16 protein-coding genes are annotated in these 18,729 nt (G+C 73.3%); 12 read left to right on the top strand and 4 right to left on the bottom strand.

Going from position 1 to position 18,729, the window contains the following annotated elements:
• Nucleotides 1-41 precede the first annotated feature (41 nt).
• The gene (locus ACIA6B_RS20880) at nucleotides 42-518 is read right to left on the bottom strand and encodes a roadblock/LC7 domain-containing protein (protein WP_396775532.1); all 477 of its coding nucleotides are present in this window, start codon (nucleotides 516-518) and stop codon (nucleotides 42-44) included.
• Between the two features lie 5 nt (nucleotides 519-523).
• On the bottom strand, nucleotides 524-895 hold the full coding sequence (locus tag ACIA6B_RS20875) for a hypothetical protein (RefSeq protein ID WP_107161564.1): 372 nt from the start codon (nucleotides 893-895) through the stop codon (nucleotides 524-526).
• Nucleotides 896-1,176: 281 nt separating this feature from the next.
• Here ACIA6B_RS20875 and ACIA6B_RS20870 point away from each other — a divergent pair, with 281 nt between their 5' ends.
• From ACIA6B_RS20870 to npdG, 6 genes are all read left to right on the top strand, one after another.
• On the top strand, nucleotides 1,177-1,509 hold the full coding sequence (locus tag ACIA6B_RS20870; RefSeq protein WP_396775530.1) for a PadR family transcriptional regulator: 333 nt from the start codon (nucleotides 1,177-1,179) through the stop codon (nucleotides 1,507-1,509).
• Nucleotides 1,503-2,471, top strand: a complete 969-nt coding sequence (locus tag ACIA6B_RS20865; RefSeq protein ID WP_396775528.1) for a hypothetical protein — start codon at nucleotides 1,503-1,505, stop codon at nucleotides 2,469-2,471. The genes ACIA6B_RS20870 and ACIA6B_RS20865 overlap by 7 nt, the downstream gene beginning before the upstream one ends.
• Nucleotides 2,472-2,607: 136 nt before the next feature.
• The gene (locus tag ACIA6B_RS20860) at nucleotides 2,608-2,811 is read left to right on the top strand and encodes a hypothetical protein (protein ID WP_107161651.1); all 204 of its coding nucleotides are present in this window, start codon (nucleotides 2,608-2,610) and stop codon (nucleotides 2,809-2,811) included.
• 77 nt (nucleotides 2,812-2,888) lie between these two features.
• Complete coding sequence (locus ACIA6B_RS20855) at nucleotides 2,889-3,593, top strand: histone (RefSeq protein WP_396775526.1); 705 nt, start codon at nucleotides 2,889-2,891, stop codon at nucleotides 3,591-3,593.
• A gap of 79 nt (nucleotides 3,594-3,672) precedes the next feature.
• Nucleotides 3,673-5,109, top strand: a complete 1,437-nt coding sequence (locus ACIA6B_RS20850) for an RNB domain-containing ribonuclease (RefSeq protein ID WP_396775524.1) — start codon at nucleotides 3,673-3,675, stop codon at nucleotides 5,107-5,109.
• A 190-nt stretch (nucleotides 5,110-5,299) separates the two neighbouring features.
• A complete protein-coding gene (gene npdG, locus ACIA6B_RS20845) occupies nucleotides 5,300-5,998 on the top strand; it encodes an NADPH-dependent F420 reductase (protein WP_281936855.1) in 699 nt (232 codons plus the stop codon).
• Between the two features lie 66 nt (nucleotides 5,999-6,064).
• Here npdG and panB read toward each other — a convergent pair whose 3' ends face one another.
• On the bottom strand, nucleotides 6,065-6,910 hold the full coding sequence (gene panB, locus ACIA6B_RS20840) for a 3-methyl-2-oxobutanoate hydroxymethyltransferase (RefSeq protein ID WP_396775522.1): 846 nt from the start codon (nucleotides 6,908-6,910) through the stop codon (nucleotides 6,065-6,067).
• Between the two features lie 115 nt (nucleotides 6,911-7,025).
• Nucleotides 7,026-8,786, bottom strand: a complete 1,761-nt coding sequence (locus ACIA6B_RS20835) for an NAD+ synthase (protein WP_396775520.1) — start codon at nucleotides 8,784-8,786, stop codon at nucleotides 7,026-7,028.
• Between the two features lie 197 nt (nucleotides 8,787-8,983).
• Here ACIA6B_RS20835 and glnA point away from each other — a divergent pair, with 197 nt between their 5' ends.
• The 6 genes from glnA to ACIA6B_RS20805 all read left to right on the top strand — a co-directional run bounded on the left by glnA (nucleotide 8,984) and on the right by ACIA6B_RS20805 (nucleotide 18,663).
• The gene (gene glnA, locus ACIA6B_RS20830; protein ID WP_107161577.1) at nucleotides 8,984-10,333 is read left to right on the top strand and encodes a type I glutamate--ammonia ligase; all 1,350 of its coding nucleotides are present in this window, start codon (nucleotides 8,984-8,986) and stop codon (nucleotides 10,331-10,333) included.
• An 82-nt stretch (nucleotides 10,334-10,415) separates the two neighbouring features.
• Nucleotides 10,416-10,841 (top strand): DUF350 domain-containing protein, encoded by a 426-nt coding sequence (locus ACIA6B_RS20825; RefSeq protein WP_396775519.1) that lies wholly within the window; start codon nucleotides 10,416-10,418, stop codon nucleotides 10,839-10,841.
• A 34-nt stretch (nucleotides 10,842-10,875) separates the two neighbouring features.
• Nucleotides 10,876-11,568: a helix-turn-helix transcriptional regulator gene (locus ACIA6B_RS20820; protein ID WP_396775517.1), complete on the top strand. Its 693-nt coding sequence runs from the start codon at nucleotides 10,876-10,878 to the stop codon at nucleotides 11,566-11,568.
• A gap of 68 nt (nucleotides 11,569-11,636) precedes the next feature.
• Nucleotides 11,637-14,981: an NACHT domain-containing protein gene (locus ACIA6B_RS20815; RefSeq protein ID WP_396775515.1), complete on the top strand. Its 3,345-nt coding sequence runs from the start codon at nucleotides 11,637-11,639 to the stop codon at nucleotides 14,979-14,981.
• A 38-nt stretch (nucleotides 14,982-15,019) separates the two neighbouring features.
• Nucleotides 15,020-15,391, top strand: coding sequence for a VOC family protein (locus ACIA6B_RS20810; protein WP_396775513.1), 372 nt, complete (start codon nucleotides 15,020-15,022; stop codon nucleotides 15,389-15,391).
• A 227-nt stretch (nucleotides 15,392-15,618) separates the two neighbouring features.
• Nucleotides 15,619-18,663: a carbohydrate binding domain-containing protein gene (locus ACIA6B_RS20805; protein ID WP_396775511.1), complete on the top strand. Its 3,045-nt coding sequence runs from the start codon at nucleotides 15,619-15,621 to the stop codon at nucleotides 18,661-18,663.
• The last annotated feature ends 66 nt before the right edge of the window (nucleotides 18,664-18,729 follow it).

The following is an 18,729-nucleotide window of genomic DNA, read 5'->3' as shown; positions in this document are numbered from 1 at the left end:
CGGTCGCGGCAGCCCTTGCGGAGCGCCGCGACCGGCTCGGGTCAGGGCGTGGCCGGGGTGACGCCGTCGAGCAGGTCGGCGAGCCGGGCCGCGGTGGTCGGGGCGTGCAGGTGCAGGCGCGCCACGTTGATGCTGTCCGTGCCGACCACGGCGAGCAACGCCTGCCGGCTGACCGCGTACACGCTGAGGTAGCCGTTCTCGTTGCGCACGGTGGACTGCTGGAATTCGCCTTGGCCCAGCCGGAAGCCGACCTGCCGGCCCAGCCCGAACATGGTCGCGGCGAGCGCCGCCAGGTCGTCCGGGTTGGCCTCGTTCTGCAGGTTGTGCGTGATCAGCAGGCCGTCGACGCCGCCGAGGACGCAGCCGTGCACACCGGGGATCTGGAGCCGCAGTTCGGACAGTTGCTGGCCGATGGCCGGGTACGGCAGCGTCGGGTTGCCCGCCAGCGACGGCGGCAACCTCCGCGCCGGTGGCAGCGTGCCGGCCGCGGCCGGCGTACGGCGGGGGAGATCGTCCACCCGGCTCACAGTTCCAGGCTCTCCTCGATCGCGCGCAGCTGGTGCCGGGCCATCGCCAGGTTGGCCCGGCTCTTGCTCACCATGAGGTACAGGAACAGGCCCTTGCCGGTGCGGTTGCTCAGCGGCCGGATGAGGTGGTACTGGCTGCCGAGCGTGATGAGGATGTCCTCGATCTCGTCGTCGAGCTTCAACATCTCGATGGTGCGCAGCTTGGCGCGGACCACGTCGGTGTTGCCGGCGGCGGCGACCGTCAGGTCGATCTCACCGGTGCCGCCGGCCACGCCGAGTGTCATGCCGCTTGTGTAGTCGACGAGCGCGGCTCCGATCGCGCCGTCGATGCTCATCGCGTTCTTCAACGCGACGTCGAGGTTGCCCACGGTGTTCTCCCCAGGGTGTTGGCCGGGTGGGCCGGTCTCCGCTCGGGGTGTCGTGCGGGCTGACAGCCGGCGCCTCCCGTGAATATGCTTCGTCGAAGGCTTCCACAAGGAGGTCCGGCCTGCACCTGAGCGGCCGGTGATCCACCTGTCCGGTCCGCCCCGGCCGGCCCCTGGTCCCGTATATGGGACTCGCCGGCCGATGGTCGATCGTGGACCCACCTGCTAAGCGCCGTCCGGCGCGGGCGTCACCACCCTATGTAGTAAACCGATACAGTACGGCGGTGCGACTGACCATTCCCGTGGTGAAGGTGGTCTCGGTGTTGCTCACCGCGCCCGACGAGCCGCGCTACGGCCTCGACCTGATGCGCCTCACCGGCCTGCCCAGCGGCACGCTCTACCCGGTGCTGCACCGCCTCCGGGCGGCCGGCTGGCTCGCCGCCGACTGGGAGGACGTCGACCCGGTCGCGGCCGGGCGGCCCGCCCGCCGCTACTACCGCCTCACCGGCGACGGGATCCGCGCGGCCCGGCTGGCCCTGGCCGAACTGCGCGCGCCCGCATCCGGGCCACGTCCGCGCGCCGGCGACGTCGGGCCGGCCGGGGCTCCGGCGTGGTGACCCGGCGGCTGGCCGCGCTCCTGCTGCGCACGGCGGTACGCCGCTGGCCGGCGGCATCGCGGGCCGAACTGGGCCGGGAGTGGGCCGCCGAGCTGCACGAGCTGGCCCGGTCGGGGCGGCGGCTGGCGATGCTCCGCTTCGCCGCCAGCCTGGCGACCAGCCGGGCGGCCACGTCGCCCGTCGACCGGGCCGTGCCGCGCGGGCGCGTGTGGCGTACCGCCGGGGTGTTGCTGTTCGCGCCGCCGGCCGGCCTCGCCGCGCTCGTGCTCGCCGCGACCACGACGAACCTGACCGACGAGTGGCTGGCGTTCCGGCTGAGCTGGGCCACCGCGGCGCTGCTCCCGCTCTGGGCCGGCGGCACCGCGCTGCTGGGCGTGCTGCTCGCGGTCGCCGTCGTCCGGTGCGCGCGGCGGACCGTACGCGTCGGGGCGCTGCCCACGGCGCTCGGCGTGGTGCTGCCGATCGCCGCGACGGCGGCGGTGGTGCTCGGCCTGTTCGCCGGCCGGGGCGAGCGCGGCGTGGCCGCGATGGTGCCCGGCGTGCTGCTCTGGCTGGCGCTGCTGGTACCGGCGGTCTGGGCCGCCGGGGCGCTGGCCCGGCGGGGACGGACGCGGACGGCCTGGCTGGTCGGGGTCCTGGGCGCGCTGGTCGCGGCCGACGCGGCGGTGGCCCTCACGGTGGTCGCCGCGATCCCGGCGACCGCACCCGCCGTGGCCGACCTGCCGCCGGACGCGGTGGACCGGGTGTCCGCGCCGCTCTGGCTGTTCACCTGCTGGACCGACTCGTCGTTCGGGCTGCCCCGCCCGACGGCGTGGGAACGGTTCCTCATCACCGACCGGGTCGTGGTCGAGCCCATGTTCTACCTGGCCTGCACGCCCTACGCGGTGGCGTACGCGGTCGCGGCGGCCCGGCCGCCCCGGGCTCCGGCACCCGGTCCGCAGCCCGTCGCGGCACCCGTCTGACGCCCGGGTGGGATCCGGCGGAGGTCTTCCGCCGTTCCCCCTCGAAACGGCCCCGATCAGGTCTAATGTGGAGAAGGCAACGACTATTTGTGGCGTTCCGGTGGCGGCCGGGCGGTTCCCGGTGCACAGTGATCGCATGAGCGACGACGGAAGTGGTGGGCACTACTACTGGTGCACGCGACACCACCGGGTCGAGACCGATGCCGACGTGTGCCCCGCGAAGCACGTTCTCGGACCGTACGCCTCAGCCGCCGACGCGGAGAACGCCCTGCAACAGGTGCGGGAGCGGAACGACGCGTGGGACGCCGAGGACGCCCGTTGGGCCGGGGAGGGCCGCTAGACGGCGCGGGACGGACCGCGTCGAGGTGATCCGTGCTCCGCGAGGGCGAGAGCACGTCCCCAGGAAAGGGAACCGAGATGGCCGTAGCACAGCAGGCCACCACCCGCCCGGCCGCGAAACGGACGACCGCGAAGAGGACCACCGCGGGCAGGACGACGACGGTCACCAAGGCGTCGCCGAACGCCTCGGGCGCCGGCGCCGGACGGACCCCGGCCAGGAAGGCGGTCGCGAAGAAGGCGGCGGCCAAGAAGGTCGTGTCGGCGGCGCGCAAGGCGCCGGCCACCAGGACCACCGCCAAGAGCGCGCCCGCCAGGAAGGCCACCGCGAAGAAGACGGCGGCGAAGAAGGCCCCCGCGAAGAAGACCACGACGGCAGCGGCGAAGAAGACCACCGCCGCGAAGAAGGCGCCGGCCAGGAAGACCACCACCACCGCCGTGGCGAAGAAGACCACCGCAGCGAAGAAGACCAGCGCGGCGAAGAAGACCACGGCGGCGAAGAAGACGACCGGAGCCCGGAAGGTCACCACGGCGGCCAAGAAGACCACCGCCAGCAAGACCACGGCCGCGAAGAAGACGGCGGCGAAGAAGACCACCGCCTCCACCCGGCCGGCGGCCCGGAAGGCGGCGGCCAAGAAGGCGCCCGCGCGCAAGACCACCACCGCGCGCAAGACCACCACCGCCGCGAAGAAGACCACGGCGGCCAAGAAGGCGCCGGCCCGCAAGACCACCACCGCGCGCAAGACCACGGCCCGGAAGGCGCCGGCCCGCCGGGCCTCCGCCTGACGGCTGCCGCCGCCGGCGGGGAGGGGCCGCCCGCCGGCCCGGTGAGCGGAACGGGCGGGGCGCTGTCAGGATTGACCGCGTGGTCATCCGACGCGTACTGGCGCCCCGCATCGACTTCGGCGCGCTGCGCCGCGAGCTGGGACTGCCCGAGAGCTTCCCGCCCGCGGCGCAGCGCGAAGCCGACGCCGCCGCCGCCGCGCCGCTGCCGGCCGTCGCCGACCGGACCGACGTCCCGTTCGTCACCGTCGACCCGGCGACCTCGCGCGACCTCGACCAGGCCATGCACCTCACCCGCCGCACCGGCGGCGGCTACCGCGTCCGGTACGCGATAGCCGACGTCCTCACCCACGTCCGCCCCGGCGGTGAGCTGGAGGCGGAGACCTGGCGTCGCGGCCAGACCGTCTACCTGCCGGACGGCAACGTGCCGTTGCACCCGCACACGCTCAGCGAGGGCGCGGCCAGCCTGCTGCCCGACGTCGACCGGGCCGCCGTGCTCTGGACCATCGACCTCGACGCCGACGGCGGCACCGTCGCGGTCACGCTCGAACGGGCCCGGGTCCGCAGCCGCGCCAAACTCGACTACGGCGGCGTGCAGCGCGACGCCGACGCCGGCCAGCTGCCCGAGCCGATCGCGCTGCTGCCCGAGATCGGCGCGCTGCTCACCGAGCGCGGGCTGCGCCGCGGCGCGATCAACCTGCCGCTGCCGGAGCAGGACGTCGAGCCCGACGGCGACGGGTGGCGGCTGGTGCTGCGCGGCCCCGGCCCGATGGAGGAGCACAACGCCCAGATCTCGCTGCTGACCGGCATGGCCGCCGCCGACATCATGCTCGCCGGCCGGATCGGGCTGCTGCGGACCATGCCCCGCCCCCGGTCGGAGGCGGTCGACCGGCTGCGGCTGGCCGCCGGCCCGCTCGGCGTGCCCTGGCCGGACGGCACGTCGGTCGGTCGGGTGCTCGCCGGGCTGGACGCGTCGCAGCCCCGGGCCGCCGCGTTCGTCGACCAGGCCGCCGAGCTGATGCGCGGGGCCGCGTACACCGCCTTCGACGGCGCGGTGCCCGAGCAGCCGGAGCACGGCGGGGTGGCCGCCGCGTACGCGCACGTCACGGCGCCGCTGCGCCGGCTCGCCGACCGGTACGCCACGGAGGTCTGCCTGGCCCTGCACGACGGCCGGGAGGTGCCCGCGCACGTCCGTGCCGCGCTGCCGAAGCTGCCCGAGGTGATGGCGGCGACCGACCGGACGGCCGGCGCCGCCACCCGCGGCGCGATCGAGCTGACCGAGGCGGTGCTGCTGGCGCCCCGGGTGGGGGAGACGTTCGAGGCGGCGGTGCTGGACGTGGACGAGCCGCGACCGGCGGGCAACGGCCGGCCCGGCCGCCCGCCGGGCGGCACGGTCGCGCTGGACGAGCCGCCGGTACGGGCCCGCTGCACCGGGGAACTTCCGCTCGGCGAGCGCGTCCGGGTCCGGCTGACCGTCGCCGACCCGGCCGAGCGGAAGGTCGCCTTCGAGCGGGCCTGACCGCCGTCGTCCCCGGTCCGCCACGCCCAGCTCGCCGCCCCGGGTGACCGGACCCCTGACGTACGTGTCGGCCCGGGTCGCGCCCTCGTCCGGTCCGGACCCGTCCCCCCGGCCGTTGTCGCCTGGCGCGCGGGCATTGTCACAGCGTCTCGGCGCGCGGCGCGCCGCCGCTCTTTGCGAGGATGGCCGCATGGCTTACGACGCGACCACGCTGCCCGACATCTCCGGGCTCACCGTCGGCATCATCGGGGGCACCGGTGACCAGGGCCGAGGGCTCGCCTACCGGTTCGCGCGGGCCGGGCAGACCGTGCTGATCGGTTCCCGTACGGCCGACCGTGCCGCCGAGGCCGCGGCTGAGATCGCCGCGCTGCCCGGCGTGCCGGCCGACGCCACGGTCACCGGCGCCGGCAACGACGAGGTCGCCCGGCGCAGCGACGTGGTGATCGTCGCGGTGCCGTGGGACGGGCACGCCGCCACCCTCACCGCGCTCGCCGAGCCGCTGGCCGGCAAGATCGTGGTGGACTGCGTCAACCCGCTCGGCTTCGACAAGCAGGGCCCGTACGCGCTCACCGTGGCCGAGGGCAGCGCCGTGCAGCAGGCCGCCGCGTTGCTGCCCGCGTCCCGGGTCTGCGCCGCGTTCAACCACGTCAGCGCACCGTTGCTGGCCGACCCGGAGGTCGACCGGATCGACCTCGACGTGCTGATCTGCACCGAGGACCGCGACCTGGTCGGCGTGGTCGCCGCGCTGGCCGCCCGGATCCCCGGCATGCGCGGCATCTACGCCGGCCGGCTGCGCAACGCCCACCAGATCGAGGCGTTCACCGCGAACCTGATCGCGATCAACAAGCGCTACAAGGCACACGCCGGCATCCGGGTCACCGACCTCTGAGCGTGCCTGTTGAGAGGGGCCCCTGCTATCCGCCAGGCGTTAAGCAGGGGCCCCTCCTTACCTCTGTCAGAAGGTGTGCTCGGCGGCGGGGAACTCGCTGTTGCGTACCTCGTCGGCGAACCGGCGGGTGGCGTCGGTCAACGCGCCGGCCAGGTCGGCGTAGCGCTTGACGAACCGGGGCGCGCGGCCGGTGCGCAACCCGGCCATGTCCTGCCAGACCAGCACCTGACCGTCGGTGTCCGGGCCGGCCCCGATGCCGACCGTGGGGATGGACAGCTCACCGGTGACCCGCTTGGCCACCTCGCCCGGCACCATCTCCAGCACCACCGCGAACGCGCCCGCCTCGGCCACCGCCCGCGCGTCCGCGAGCACCTCCTCGGCCGTGTCGCCCCGGCCCTGCACCCGGTACCCGCCGAGCGTGTGCTCGCTCTGCGGGGTGAAACCGATGTGCGCCATCACCGGGATGCCGGCGCCGACGATCGCCTCGATCTGCGCCGCGCAGCGCCGGCCGCCCTCCAGCTTCACCGCGTGGCAGCCGCCCTCCTTCATGAACCGCACCGCGGTCCGCAGCGCCTGCGCCGGCCCCTCCTCGTACGAGCCGAACGGCAGGTCGCCGACGACAAGCGAGTGCGTCGTGGCGCGTACCACGGCGCGGACCAGCGGCAACAGCTCCTCGGCGGTCACCGGCAGGGTGGTCTCGTAGCCGAACACGTTGTTCGCGGCCGAGTCGCCGACCAGCAGCACCGGAATCCCCGCCCGGTCGAAGATCGAGGCGGTGTACTGGTCGTACGAGGTGAGCATGGCCCACCGCTCGCCGCGCTCCTTGGCGGCGATCAGGTCGCGGGTGCGGATCCGCCGGGTGGCCGGCCCGCCGTACAGGGCGGTCACCTCGGTCGGGGTGGACTCCACCATGACAATCTCCTTCCTCGAGGCCGCGCACGCGGTCCCCGGGTTCCCCGCGATCGTCGCACCGGGCGGCCGGTCGGGGGCAGGCCGGAGTGGAGGAATTCACTCCCGACCGGGGCGCTCAGCCGTCCTCGCGCCAGCGGTTGGTGATCGGAAGCCGCCGGTCCCGCCCGAACGCCTTCATGGAAATCTTGGTGCCGGGCGCGGACTGCCGCCGCTTGTACTCGGCGGTATCCACCATCCGCAGCACCTTGTCGACCACCGCCGGGTCGTGACCGGACTCGACCAGGCCGTCGCGGCCCAGGTCGCCGTCGACGTACCCGATCAGGATCGGGTCGAGCACGTCGTAGTCGGGCAGCGTGTCGCTGTCGAGCTGGCCGGGGCTCAACTCGGCCGACGGCGGCTTGCCGATCGAGTTCTCCGGGATCGGCGGCGTCTCGCCGCGCCGTTCCGCGTCCGCGTTGCGCCACTTCGCCAGCCGCCAGACCAGCGTCTTCCACACGTCCTTGATCGGGTTGTAGCCGCCCACCGAGTCGCCGTAAAGCGTCGAGTAGCCGACCGCCAGCTCGCTCTTGTTGCCGGTGGTCAGCACCAGGTGGCCCTCCTGGTTCGACAGCGCCATCAGGATCACGCCGCGGACCCGGGCCTGGAGGTTCTCCACCGCCACGCCGGACAGCGACATGTTGGCCAGGAACGTGTCGACCATCGGCTGGATCGGCTCGATGCGGTAGTCCAGGCCGGTGCGCTTGGCCAGCTCCTCGGCGTCCGTGCGGGAGTGCTCGGAGGAGTGCTGGCTGGGCATCGAGACGCCGACCACCCGGCGCGGGCCGAGCGCGTCCACCGCGAGCGCCGCGGCCACCGCCGAGTCGATACCGCCGGAGAGCCCGAGCACCACCGAGGGGAACCGGTTCTTGTCGGCGTAGTCGCGCAGGCCCAGCACCAGCGCCTGCCACACCTCGGCCTCGTCGGCGACCGGCTCGATGATTCCGCCGGCCGCCGCCGGCCCGCTCGGCGCGGCCGGGACCGCCGGCACCTCGTGCCGGACCAGCCGCATCCCGTCGGCCAGGTCGGCGGCGCCGCCGCTCGCCGCCGGCGCCGCCGGCAGCTCCACGTCGTGCACCAGCAGGTGCTCGACGAACTGCGGCGCGCGGGCCAGCAGCGTGCCGTCGGCGGCCACGATCAGCGAGTCGCCGTCGTAGACCAGCTCGTCCTGGGCGCCGACCATGTTCACGTACGCGATGGCGGCGCCCGCCTCGGCGGCCCGCCGGCGCACCAGCGGCAGCCGCGCGTCGTCCTTGTTCAGCTCGTACGGCGAGCCGTTGATGCTGAGCACCAACCCGACGCCGGCCTGCCGGGCCACCGCGAACGGCCCACCGGCCTGCCACAGGTCCTCGCAGATGGTCAGCGCCACGTCGACGCCGCCCACCCGCACCACGGTCAGCGTGTCGCCGGGCACGAAGTAGCGGTCCTCGTCGAACACCCCGTAGTTGGGCAGGTGGTGCTTGAAGTAGGTGGCCACCACCTGACCGCGGTGCAGCAGCGCCGCCGCGTTGCGGGCCCCCCGGCCCGGCTCGGCGTCGGCGCTGACCTGCGGCGGCCCGTCCGCGTCCAGGTAGCCGACCAGCACCGGCAGCTCGCCGAGGCCGTCGTCGGCCAGGTCGGCGGCGAGCCGGTGCAGCGCGGCCCGGGACGCGGCGACGAAGGACCGGCGGAAGACCAGGTCCTCGACCGGGTACCCGGTCAGCATCAGCTCGGGGAAGAGCGCGAGCTGGGCGCCGGAGTCGGCGGCCTCGCGGGTCCACGCGCGGACCCGGTCGGCGTTGCCGGTGAGGTCGCCGACCGTCGGGTTGACCTGGCACAGGGCGAGACGCAGGGTGGGCATGTCCCCCATCTTGCCCCAGCCGTCCGCCCCGAATCCGGCCGGATGCTCCGGACCCGGCAACCGTCCCTCGGGCCGGGACACGGTAGGGCGGTGGGCCGGGGAAGGGCGTAACGTCGGCGTAACGGGGTCGGTGGAGACTGAGCGGTCAGCCGGTCCGACCCGATCGGTGGAGAACGTACGTGTCACGAGGGGTGGATGTGGACCGTCAGCAGGAGTTCGTCCTCCGTACGCTGGAGGAGCGGGACATCCGTTTCGTCCGGCTGTGGTTCACCGACGTGCTCGGCACGCTCAAGAGCGTCTCGGTGGCCCCGGCCGAGTTGGAGGCGGCCTTCGAGGAGGGCATCGGCTTCGACGGCTCCGCCATCGAGGGGTTCGCCCGGGTCTTCGAGTCGGACATGGTCGCCATGCCCGACCCGACCACGTTCCAGGTGTTCCCGTTCGAGGGCGGGGTCAGCGGCGAGAGCGCCCGGATGTTCTGCGACATCCTGCTGCCCGACGGCAGCCCCTCCTGGGCCGACCCGCGGCACGTGCTGCGCCGGATGCTCTCCCGGGCGGCCGACAAGGGCTTCACCTTCTACACCCACCCCGAGATCGAGTTCTTCCTGCTGGAGAACGGCCCGCAGGACGGCTCGGTGCCGATCCCGGTGGACACCGGCGGCTACTTCGAGCACACCACGCACGCCGTGGCGCGCGACTTCCGCCGCCAGGCGGTGCTGGCGCTGGAACGGATCGGCATCTCGGTGGAGTTCAGCCACCACGAGGTCGCCCCCGGCCAGCAGGAGATCGACCTGCGGTACGCCGACGCGCTCACCACCGCCGACAACATCATGACGTTCCGGCACGTGGTGAAGGAGGTGGCGCTCTCCACCGGCGTGCAGGCCAGCTTCATGCCGAAGCCGTTCACCGACCAGCCGGGCAACGGCATGCACACCCACCTGTCGCTGTTCGAGGGCGAGCGCAACGCGTTCCACGACGCCGGCGACCCGATGAAGCTGTCCAAGGTCGCCAAGTCGTTCATCGCCGGGCTGCTCACCCACGCCCGGGAGTACACCGCGGTCACCAACCAGTGGGTCAACTCGTACAAGCGGCTGTTCCCGCAGGCGCTGCCGGACCGGATCACCGAGAGCCCGGCGTACGTCTGCTGGGGTCACCTGAACCGGTCCGCGCTGGTCCGCGTGCCGGCGTACGGCAAGCCGAACTCGGCCCGGGTCGAGGTCCGCTCGCTGGACTCCGCGACCAACCCCTACCTGGCCTTCGCGGTCATGCTCGGCGCCGGCCTGAAGGGCATCGAGGAGGGCTACGAGCTGCCCCCGGGCGCCGAGGACGACGTCTGGTCGCTGAGCAGCGCCGAACGCCGCGCCATGGGCTACGAGGCGCTGCCGGAGAACCTGTCCGAGGCGATCGACGTGATGGCCGGCTCCGAGCTGGTCGCCGAGGTGCTCGGCGAGCACGTCTTCGACTTCTTCCTGCGCAACAAGCGGGCCGAGTGGGAGCAGTACCGCCGCGAGGTCACCCCCTACGAGCGGCAGCGCTACCTCTCCCTCTAGATCGAATTTGCGCGGTGCCGCTATCGTCTGCGGCACCGCCCGCGCACCCGCGCCCGGGCGGGTGGAGCCGGGGAGGCGTTCGGTGCTGGAAGACCTGCTCAACGGGGCGTGGCAGAGCATCGTGTTCGGGGTGGTGGGGGTGGCGCTGATGGCCGCCGGCTTCCTGCTCGTCGACCTGCTCACCCCGGGCAAGCTGCGCGAGCTGATCTGGACGCGCCGCAACGGCAACGCCGCGCTGCTGCTCGCCGCCAACCAGCTCGGCATCGCCGGCATCGTCTTCACCGCGATTCTGACCAGCTACAGCTCGTTCGCCAAGGGGCTGGCCTCCACGGTCATCTTCGGGTTGGTCGGCCTGTTGGTGATGGCGCTGGCCTTCCTGGTGCTGGACCTGCTCACGCCGGGCCGACTCGGCGACGTCATCGCCGCCGACGAGCCGCACCCGGCCGCCCGGGTCAGCGCCGCCACCCACTTCGGCGCCGCGTTGATCGTCTGCGCCTGCATCGCCTGACCGGTTGTCAGACCCGGGGCATAGCCTCCGGAACGTGAACCGTACCGACCGTCTCTACGCCCTGGTCGAGGAGCTGCGGGCGGTGTCGCCGCGCCCGCGCAGCGCGGGCTGGCTGGCCCGCCGCTTCGAGGTCAGCACCCGCACCGTCGAGCGCGACATCTCCGCGCTCCAGGGCGCCGGGGTGCCGATCTGGGCCGAGCCGGGCCGCACCGGCGGCTATGTGGTCGACCGCGCCCGCACGCTGCCGCCGGTCAACCTGACCCCGGCCGAGGCGGTGGCGATGGCCGTGGCGCTGCACCGGCTGGGCGGCTCCCCGTTCGCACCGGCCGCCGGCGCCGCGCTGCGCAAACTGGTCGCGGTGATGCCGCCGGCCGCGGTGGCCGAGGCGCACCGGCTCGCCGGCCGGGTGCACCTGGTGGGCGACGGGCCGGGCACGCCGGTCCCGGCCGCCGTCGCCGACGCGGTCGCCGCCGGGCGGGTGCTGCGCCTGCGGTACGCCGACCGCGACGGCGCGGATTCGGCGCGCGACGTGGAGCCGCTGGCGTACCTGGGCAACGGCACGCACTGGTACCTGGTGGCCTGGTGCCGGCTGCGCGACGGGCTGCGTTGCTTCCGCACCGACCGGATCCGCTCGGTGCGCCCGCTGGCCGAGCCGGTGACCCGGGAGCTGCACCTCGACGACCTCGACCTCCCGGTCGACCGGCTGCGCCCGCTCAGCCTGGTCTGAAACCCGACAGCGTCTCCGGTTCGGATGAGGGACGCTGGCGGGTCTGCCGTCCCCGGGGAGGAACGCCGGTGCCCGACACGCTCAGCTACGCCGACGCGGTACGTCTGCTCGGCGGGGAGAAGAGCAAGGTCGTCGACTGGTTCGACAAGTTGACCGGGGGCGTTCTGCTGGCCGCGTCGGTGCCGGTGCCGGCGCTGCTGGGCATCTTCGACGCCAAGGCGGAGTTCGTCCGGCTCGGCCACGAGTTGGTGTGTGGCGTGTCCGAGAAGCGCTCCGGGCTGTCCCGGTACGGGCGGACGCAGCGGCTGGAGGCGGCGCACGCGGTGATCGCGGTGACCGCGTTCTTCGAGGCGCTCGACGGCCTCGACCTGCCGTTCGACCTCGGGGAACTGGCGATCGACCGCGCCGACCAGCTCCGCTGGGCCGGTGCCCGGTCCGCCTCCGATCTCCTCACCGACGCGCTGTTCGCCACCGCCGCGCCGGTGCCCGGCCCGCACCTGCCCCAGCCGGCGCTGCGGTCGACGCTGGTCCGCTGGTATGCGCGGCTGACCGCGGGTTTCCTGGAGTTCCTCCAGGGGATGGCGACCGGCGACACGCTCTCCGAGGCGAGCTGGGGGGTCACCAGGCGGGCCCTCGCCGGTCTGCCCGACGTCGCCGTCGACAGGTACGTCGCCCTGCTGCACCGGCTCGCCGTGGACTTCCCCGAGGTGTCCTTCTGGATCGGCCTGCACGAGCACGAGGCCACCCGGGTCGAGGTTCGTCGGCTGTCGCTGGGCCTGGCCGACCTGCACCGGGCCCTGGCCGAGCTGTCCACCGGTTCGGCTCCGGACGGGCGGCGGGCCGGCCTCGCCGCCGCGTACGTCGCCGAACTGGCCCGACCGATCATCACCTCCGGCGACGTGCCGGCCGGGCTGACCGTGCCGACGCTGGGCGAGGCGTACGTGCCGCCGCTGTGCCGGATCGCCGACCTCGACCGGACGGCGCGACCCAGCGACGAGAGCTGGTGGGCCGACCGGCCGGACCGCGACGACCTCTGGCAGGCGCTTGTCGTCCACGTCACCTCGCCCGGGGCCGTCCGGGCCCCGCTGCTGGTGCTCGGCCAACCCGGTTCGGGCAAGTCGGTGCTCACCCGGATCGTCGCCGCCCGACTGCCGGCCGCCGACTTCCTGGTGGTCCGGGTGGTGCTCCGCGACGTGTACGCGGCCGGCGACATCCAGGAGCAGATCGAACAGGCGGTCCGTCAGGACACCGGCGAGCGTGTCGAGTGGCCGGTGCTGTCCCGCTCGGCCGGCGGTGCGCTGCCGGTGGTGCTGCTCGACGGCTTCGACGAGCTGTTGCAGGCCACCGGCGTCAGTCAGACCGACTACCTGCGGCGGGTGGCCGAGTTCCAGCGGCGGGAGGCCGACCAGGGGCGGCCGGTGGCGGTCGTGGTGACCAGCCGGACCAGCGTGGCCGACCGCGCCCAGCCGCCGCCCGGCACGGTGGCGGTGCGGCTGGAACCGTTCGACGAGACACGCGTCGACGCCTGGGTGCGCACCTGGAACCGGGTCAACGCCGCCGCGTTCCGGGCACCCGGTGCCCGGCCGCTCGACCCGGCCACCGTGCTGTCGCACCGGGAGTTGGCCGAGCAGCCGCTGCTCCTGCTGATGCTCGCCCTCTACGACGCCGAGGGCCACGACCTGCGCCAGGCCGGCGAGCTGCGCCGAGGCGAGCTGTACGAGCGGCTGCTGCGCCGCTTCGCCCGGCGGGAGGTGGTCAAGCAGCGCACCGGCCTACCCGAGCCGGAGCTGGACCGGGCGGTCGAGGAGGAGCTGTGCCGGCTGGCGGTGGTGGCTTTCGCGATGTTCAACCGGGGCGTGCAGTGGGTGAGCGCCGCCGAGCTGGACGCCGACCTGGCCGCGCTGCCCTTCGGCGGGTCGACGGCGGGCCGGCGGGACGGGCTGCGCGCCCCGCTGGCGGCGGCCGAGGTCGTGCTGGGCCGGTTCTTCTTCATCCATCGCGCACGAGTCGAGGATGAGGCACAGCGCCGCGAGACGTACGAGTTCCTGCACGCCACGTTCGGTGAATACCTGGTGGCCCGGCTCACCGCGCAGGTGGTCGACGACCTGGTCACGCGGCGCGGGGCGGCCAGTCTCACGCTGACCGTCGAACCGGTCGAGGACGACCTCCTGCACGCCCTGCTCTCGCACGCGGTGCTCAGCAGCCGGAGCACGGTGCTCGTCTTCATCGAGGAGAACCTGCGCGGGCGGCAGATTCCCGTCCGGGACGCCTGGGCCGACCTTCTGGTGCGGCTGTTCCGGGCCGCGCTCTTCGCGACCGGTGGCCGCCGCTTCGACGACTACCGTCCCCGTCGCCTGCGGGAGCCCGCCCGCTGCGCCGCCTACACCGCCAACCTGCTGCTGCTGATCCTGGTGGCGGTGTGGGAGACGTCCGGACGGACGCTGTTTTCGGAGGACCCGGTGGCCGAGTGGCGGGCCCAGGTGGGGTTGTGGCGCTCCCAGCTCTCGGCCGAGGAGTGGCAGAGCCTCAGCGACGTGCTGGCGCTGGAGCGGCTCGGGGCGGGGCCGGACCGGGACGTCCGGCTGCGGCTGGGTGACCGCCGCGCGGTGCCGCCGGACGCCGACCCGCTGTGGGTGCTCGGTGCGCCGCAGGGGGTGCATGCCGGCCTGTCGGCCGAGCTGTTGACCCGGGTCCGCCGCGCCGCCCACCTCGCCTGTGACGTCGACGGGGCGATGCTGGCGGGTGCGCTGGAGCCGATGTTCGACAAGCTCGCCACGGCGCTGGCCCTGGTCGTCGGGTCGGACTCGGGCGGCTCCTCGTCCGCCGCGCACGCGTTGTTCGAGGCGTGGCTGCTGCCGCTGCGCGCGGCGTCGCAGCAGGAGCGGCGGCGGGTGTACCTGCGCTGTGTGGTCCTGGCCGAGCAGGGCGCGGGCGTGGTCCCCGATTGGGATCGCGGCGTCTTCCTCCGCCTGCTGCTCGACCGGGTGGCCGGTGACGACGACGTCTCCGCCGAGGTGGTGGCCGACGTGGTGGAGGCCGTGTGGCGGCCGAACCTGCTGGCGTCCACGAACGATCTGTCGGCGATGATGCGCTGCGTGCAGCGGGTCCTCGGCGTGGATCGGGAGGTGGACCGGCGACTCGCCGCACTCGTCGACGCGGTGGTGGAGAAGCACGTGCCGCTGCTCGATCTGTTCTCCGACGAGGTCGTGGTCGACGTGATGGTGCGGTTGCACGAGATCGGCGTGATGACCATGCCGATTGCGGCGTCGCTTCTCGACAACCTCGATCGGCAGTACGGCGGGCGGCGGCCCGACCTGGTGCGCCGGCTGGTTCCGCTGGTGCACGATCCGGAGAATCTGTCGGCGAAACACCGACAGGACGCTGTCGGGGGCACCCCTGACGCTGGTTCCTGACGACGTCGGCCGACCGGCCGGCGCGGTGAGGAGGCAGCATGTCCAGCACGCCGGTGACCTGGTTCGAGATCGGCTCCGACCGGCCGGACGAGGCGCAGCGGTTCTACGCCGACCTGTTCGGCTGGAGCTTCGAGGAGCAGGGCGGCCCGGGTAACTCGTACCGGCAGACGGCGGCCGGCGGCGATTCGGGGATCGGCGGCGCGATCCGGGGCACCGACGCCGCCGCCGACAACTACGCGATCTTCTACGCCCAGGTGGCGGACGTGGCGGAGACCTGCCGGCGGGCGGAGGCGGCCGGCGGCACGGTGCTGGCGAAGCCGGTGACCGCGCCGAGCGGGCTGACGCACGCGCGGCTGCGCGACCCGTCGGGCAACCTGCTCGGCGTCTTCACCCCGCCGGCCGAGGGCTGATCGCGGTCTGGGTGCGGTTGTGGTCGTCCAGGCGACCACAACCGCACCCAATGCTGGCCGCAAGAGACGGGCGCTCGGTGCAAGAGGTTGCACGCATCGGCTCTCATGAACATCTGGTTTCATGTGATCGAAGCTGGTAACTTCCTGGCACCACGCGTCGCAAGTTCTTGCAACGCCTTCATCCCCTTGCGTCCGCTGAGTTGGGCCGGGGTGTCAGGAGAGCCGCCATGAGAGGCAGGACCACCACCCGCCGCCGGTGGGGAGCGCTCGCGCTCGCCGCCGGCGTGCTCGCCGCGCTGCTGCCGTTCACCGCCGCCGAGGCGGCCAACACCGTCACCGTCTACTACCAACCGCCGGCCGCCTGGGGCAGCGCGGTGAACATCCACTACGGCGTGGACGGGCAGGGCTGGACGCCGGTGCCCGGGGTGCCGATGGACGCCGCCTGCGCCGGCTGGCGTCGCACGGTCGTCGACCTGGGCGCGGCCACCGGCGCCCAGGTCGTCTTCACCAACGGCAGCGGCGTCTGGGACAACAACAACGGCGCCAACTACCGCCTCGGCGCCGGCACCGTGACCGTCGCCGCCGGACGGATCGGCACCGGCGACCCGTGCGCGGCGGCCACCCCGTCCCCGTCCGGCACCCCGACGCCGGGCCCGTCCGGCACCCCGACGCCGACGCCGACCGGCAGCAACGGCGGCGGGAACACCGCCGAGGTCTGGTACCACCTCACGCCGCGCGGCTGGACCGCCGCGAACCTGCACTACCGGCCCACCGGCGGCACCTGGACCACCGCGCCGGGCGTCGCCATGGAGGCGCGCTGCGCCGGCTGGGCCCGCCGGATCGTGGACCTCGGCGCGGCCACCGGGCTGACCGCCGCGTTCAACAACACGGCCGGCGCCTGGGACAACAACGGCGGCGCGGACTACAGCATCGGCACCGGACGCAGCGTCGTCGACAACGGCCGGGTCACCGCCTCCGCCGCCGACCCCTGCACGCCGGCCGTCCCGGACACCACCCCGCCGTCCCCGCCGGGCGGTCTGACCGCCGTCGCCGACGGGCTGGCGGTCACCCTGACCTGGACGGCGGCCACCGACGACCGGGCCGTCACCGGGTACGAGTTGACCCGCACCGGGGACGCCGGAAGCACCACGGTCACCAGCAGCACCACCCGGTACGTGGCGTACGACCTGCGGCCCGGCACGGCGTACACCTGGACGGTGCGGGCGCTCGACGCGGCCGGCAACCGGTCGGCGGCGAGCGCGCCGGCGTCCGCGACCACCGGCAGCGCGCCGGCCGGCGGCGCCCCGCTCGGCGGCGACCCGCGCGAGGACAGCATCTACTTCGTGATGACCGCCCGGTTCGCCGACGGTGACCCGGCCAACAACCGGGGCGGCAGCCAGCACGTGGCCTCCGGCAACGCGGCGAACAACGACCCGATGTTCCGGGGCGACTTCAAGGGGCTGGTCGACAAGCTCGACTACGTCAAGGCGCTCGGCTTCTCGGCCATCTGGATCACGCCGGTGGTGCTCAACCGCTCCGACTACGACTTCCACGGCTACCACGGCTGGGACTTCTACCGCGTCGACCCGCGGTTGGAGAGCGCCGGGGCGTCCTACCAGGACCTGATCAACGCGGCGCACGCCAAGGGCATCAAGATCTTCCAGGACGTGGTCTACAACCACAGCTCCCGGTGGGGCGCCAAGGGGCTGTTCACGCCCACCGTCTACGGCACCCGCGACGACCAGTGGAAGTGGTACTACGACCAGCAGCAGGCCGGCCGCGAGTACGACCCGATGGTCGAGGCGACCGGGAACGACCCGGCGCTCACCCCGGCGCAGAACGCCAAGGCCAAGGGCCGGCCGTACAACGGCGACGTGTGGTCGTCCGCCGCGCCGGCCGGCAACCAGTGCCTGAACTGGGGTACGCCGACCGGCGGACGCAGCGCCGAAGGCTACACGCTCTACCAGTGCCAGTGGCCCACCCCGACCAGCAAACTGTTCCCCGCCGACAGGTACCACCAGTGCTGGATCGGCAACTGGGAGGGCGAGGACGCGCGGAGCTGCTGGCTGCACGAGGACCTGGCGGACTTCAACACCGAGAACGCGGCCGTGCAGGAATACCTGATCAACGCATACAACAGGTACATCGACATGGGCGTGGACGGCTTCCGGATCGACACCGCCGTGCACATCCCCCGAGTCACCTGGAACCGGCGCTTCCTGCCCGCCATCCAGCAGCACGCGGTGTCGAAGTTCGGCGCGAAGGGCAAGGACTTCTACGTCTTCGGCGAGGTCGCCGCGTTCGTCAACGACAAGTGGAACCGCGGCTCGGTCAACCACTCCGCCCAGTTCTTCACCTGGCAGGAGCGCAAGGAGTACAGCCCGGACGACGTGCGGGCCGCGATCGAGCAGTACGACTACGAGCAACTCCTCGGCCCGGCCGGGCAGCCCACCACCGACAACGCGTTCCTGCGCGGCAACGCGTACCACGCGCCGGACCACTCGAAGTTCTCCGGCATGAACGTCATCGACATGCGGATGCACATGAACTTCTCCGACGCCGGTAACGCGTTCGGCAACGGGAAGGACTCCGACGACAGCTACAACGACGCCACCTACAACGTCGTCTACGTCGACAGCCACGACTACGGGCCGAACAAGTCCGGCACCCGCTACACCGGCGGCACCGATGCCTGGGCGGAGAACATGAGCCTGATGTGGACGTTCCGCGGCATCCCGACGCTCTACTACGGCTCGGAGATCGAGTTCCGGAAGGGCGCCCGGATCGACTGCGGGCCGACCTGCCCGCTGGCCACCACCGGCCGCGCCTACTACGGCGACCACCTGGCCGGCAGCGTCACCGCCGCCGACTTCGGGGTGGTCGGGTCGGCCAGCGGGCCGGTGGCCACCACGCTCGCCCAGCCGCTGGTCAAGCACGTGCAGCGGCTCAACCTGATCCGGCGGGCCGTGCCGGCGTTGCAGAAGGGGCAGTACTCGACCGAGGGCGTGAGTGGCGCGATGGCGTACAAGCGGCGGTTCACGCAGGGCGCGGTGGACAGCTTCGCCCTGGTCACCGTCTCCGGCTCGGCCACGTTCCGGGGCGTGCCGAACGGCAGGTACGTGGACGCGGTCAGCGGCGACGTGCGTACGGTCACCGACGGCACGCTGACCGCCCCGGTCAGCGGCCAGGGCAACCTGCGGGTCTACGTGCTCGACCTGCCCGGCAATCCGGCGCCCGGCAAGATCGGCGCGGATGGGCCGTACCTGCGCTGAGCGTCGGCGCTGTTAAGCGGGGCCCCCTCCTATACCGAATGCGTGAGGAGGGGGCCCCGCCTTGCA

The sequence above is a fragment of the Micromonospora sp. NPDC051141 genome, from assembly GCF_044455765.1.
Lineage (GTDB): Bacteria > Actinomycetota > Actinomycetes > Mycobacteriales > Micromonosporaceae > Micromonospora.
Note: the sequence above shows the minus strand (reverse complement) of the source record. Positions and strands in the feature narration are given on the sequence as shown.

Coding starts and splice junctions, on each gene's coding strand:
- ACIA6B_RS20860 (WP_107161651.1), top strand. CDS start 2,608: ATGAGCGACGACGGAAGTGGTGGGCACTACTACTGGTGCACGCGACAC.
- ACIA6B_RS20855 (WP_396775526.1), top strand. CDS start 2,889: ATGGCCGTAGCACAGCAGGCCACCACCCGCCCGGCCGCGAAACGGACG.
- npdG (WP_281936855.1), top strand. CDS start 5,300: ATGGCTTACGACGCGACCACGCTGCCCGACATCTCCGGGCTCACCGTC.
- panB (WP_396775522.1), bottom strand. CDS start 6,910: ATGGTGGAGTCCACCCCGACCGAGGTGACCGCCCTGTACGGCGGGCCG.
- ACIA6B_RS20835 (WP_396775520.1), bottom strand. CDS start 8,786: ATGCCCACCCTGCGTCTCGCCCTGTGCCAGGTCAACCCGACGGTCGGC.
- ACIA6B_RS20810 (WP_396775513.1), top strand. CDS start 15,020: ATGTCCAGCACGCCGGTGACCTGGTTCGAGATCGGCTCCGACCGGCCG.
- ACIA6B_RS20805 (WP_396775511.1), top strand. CDS start 15,619: ATGAGAGGCAGGACCACCACCCGCCGCCGGTGGGGAGCGCTCGCGCTC.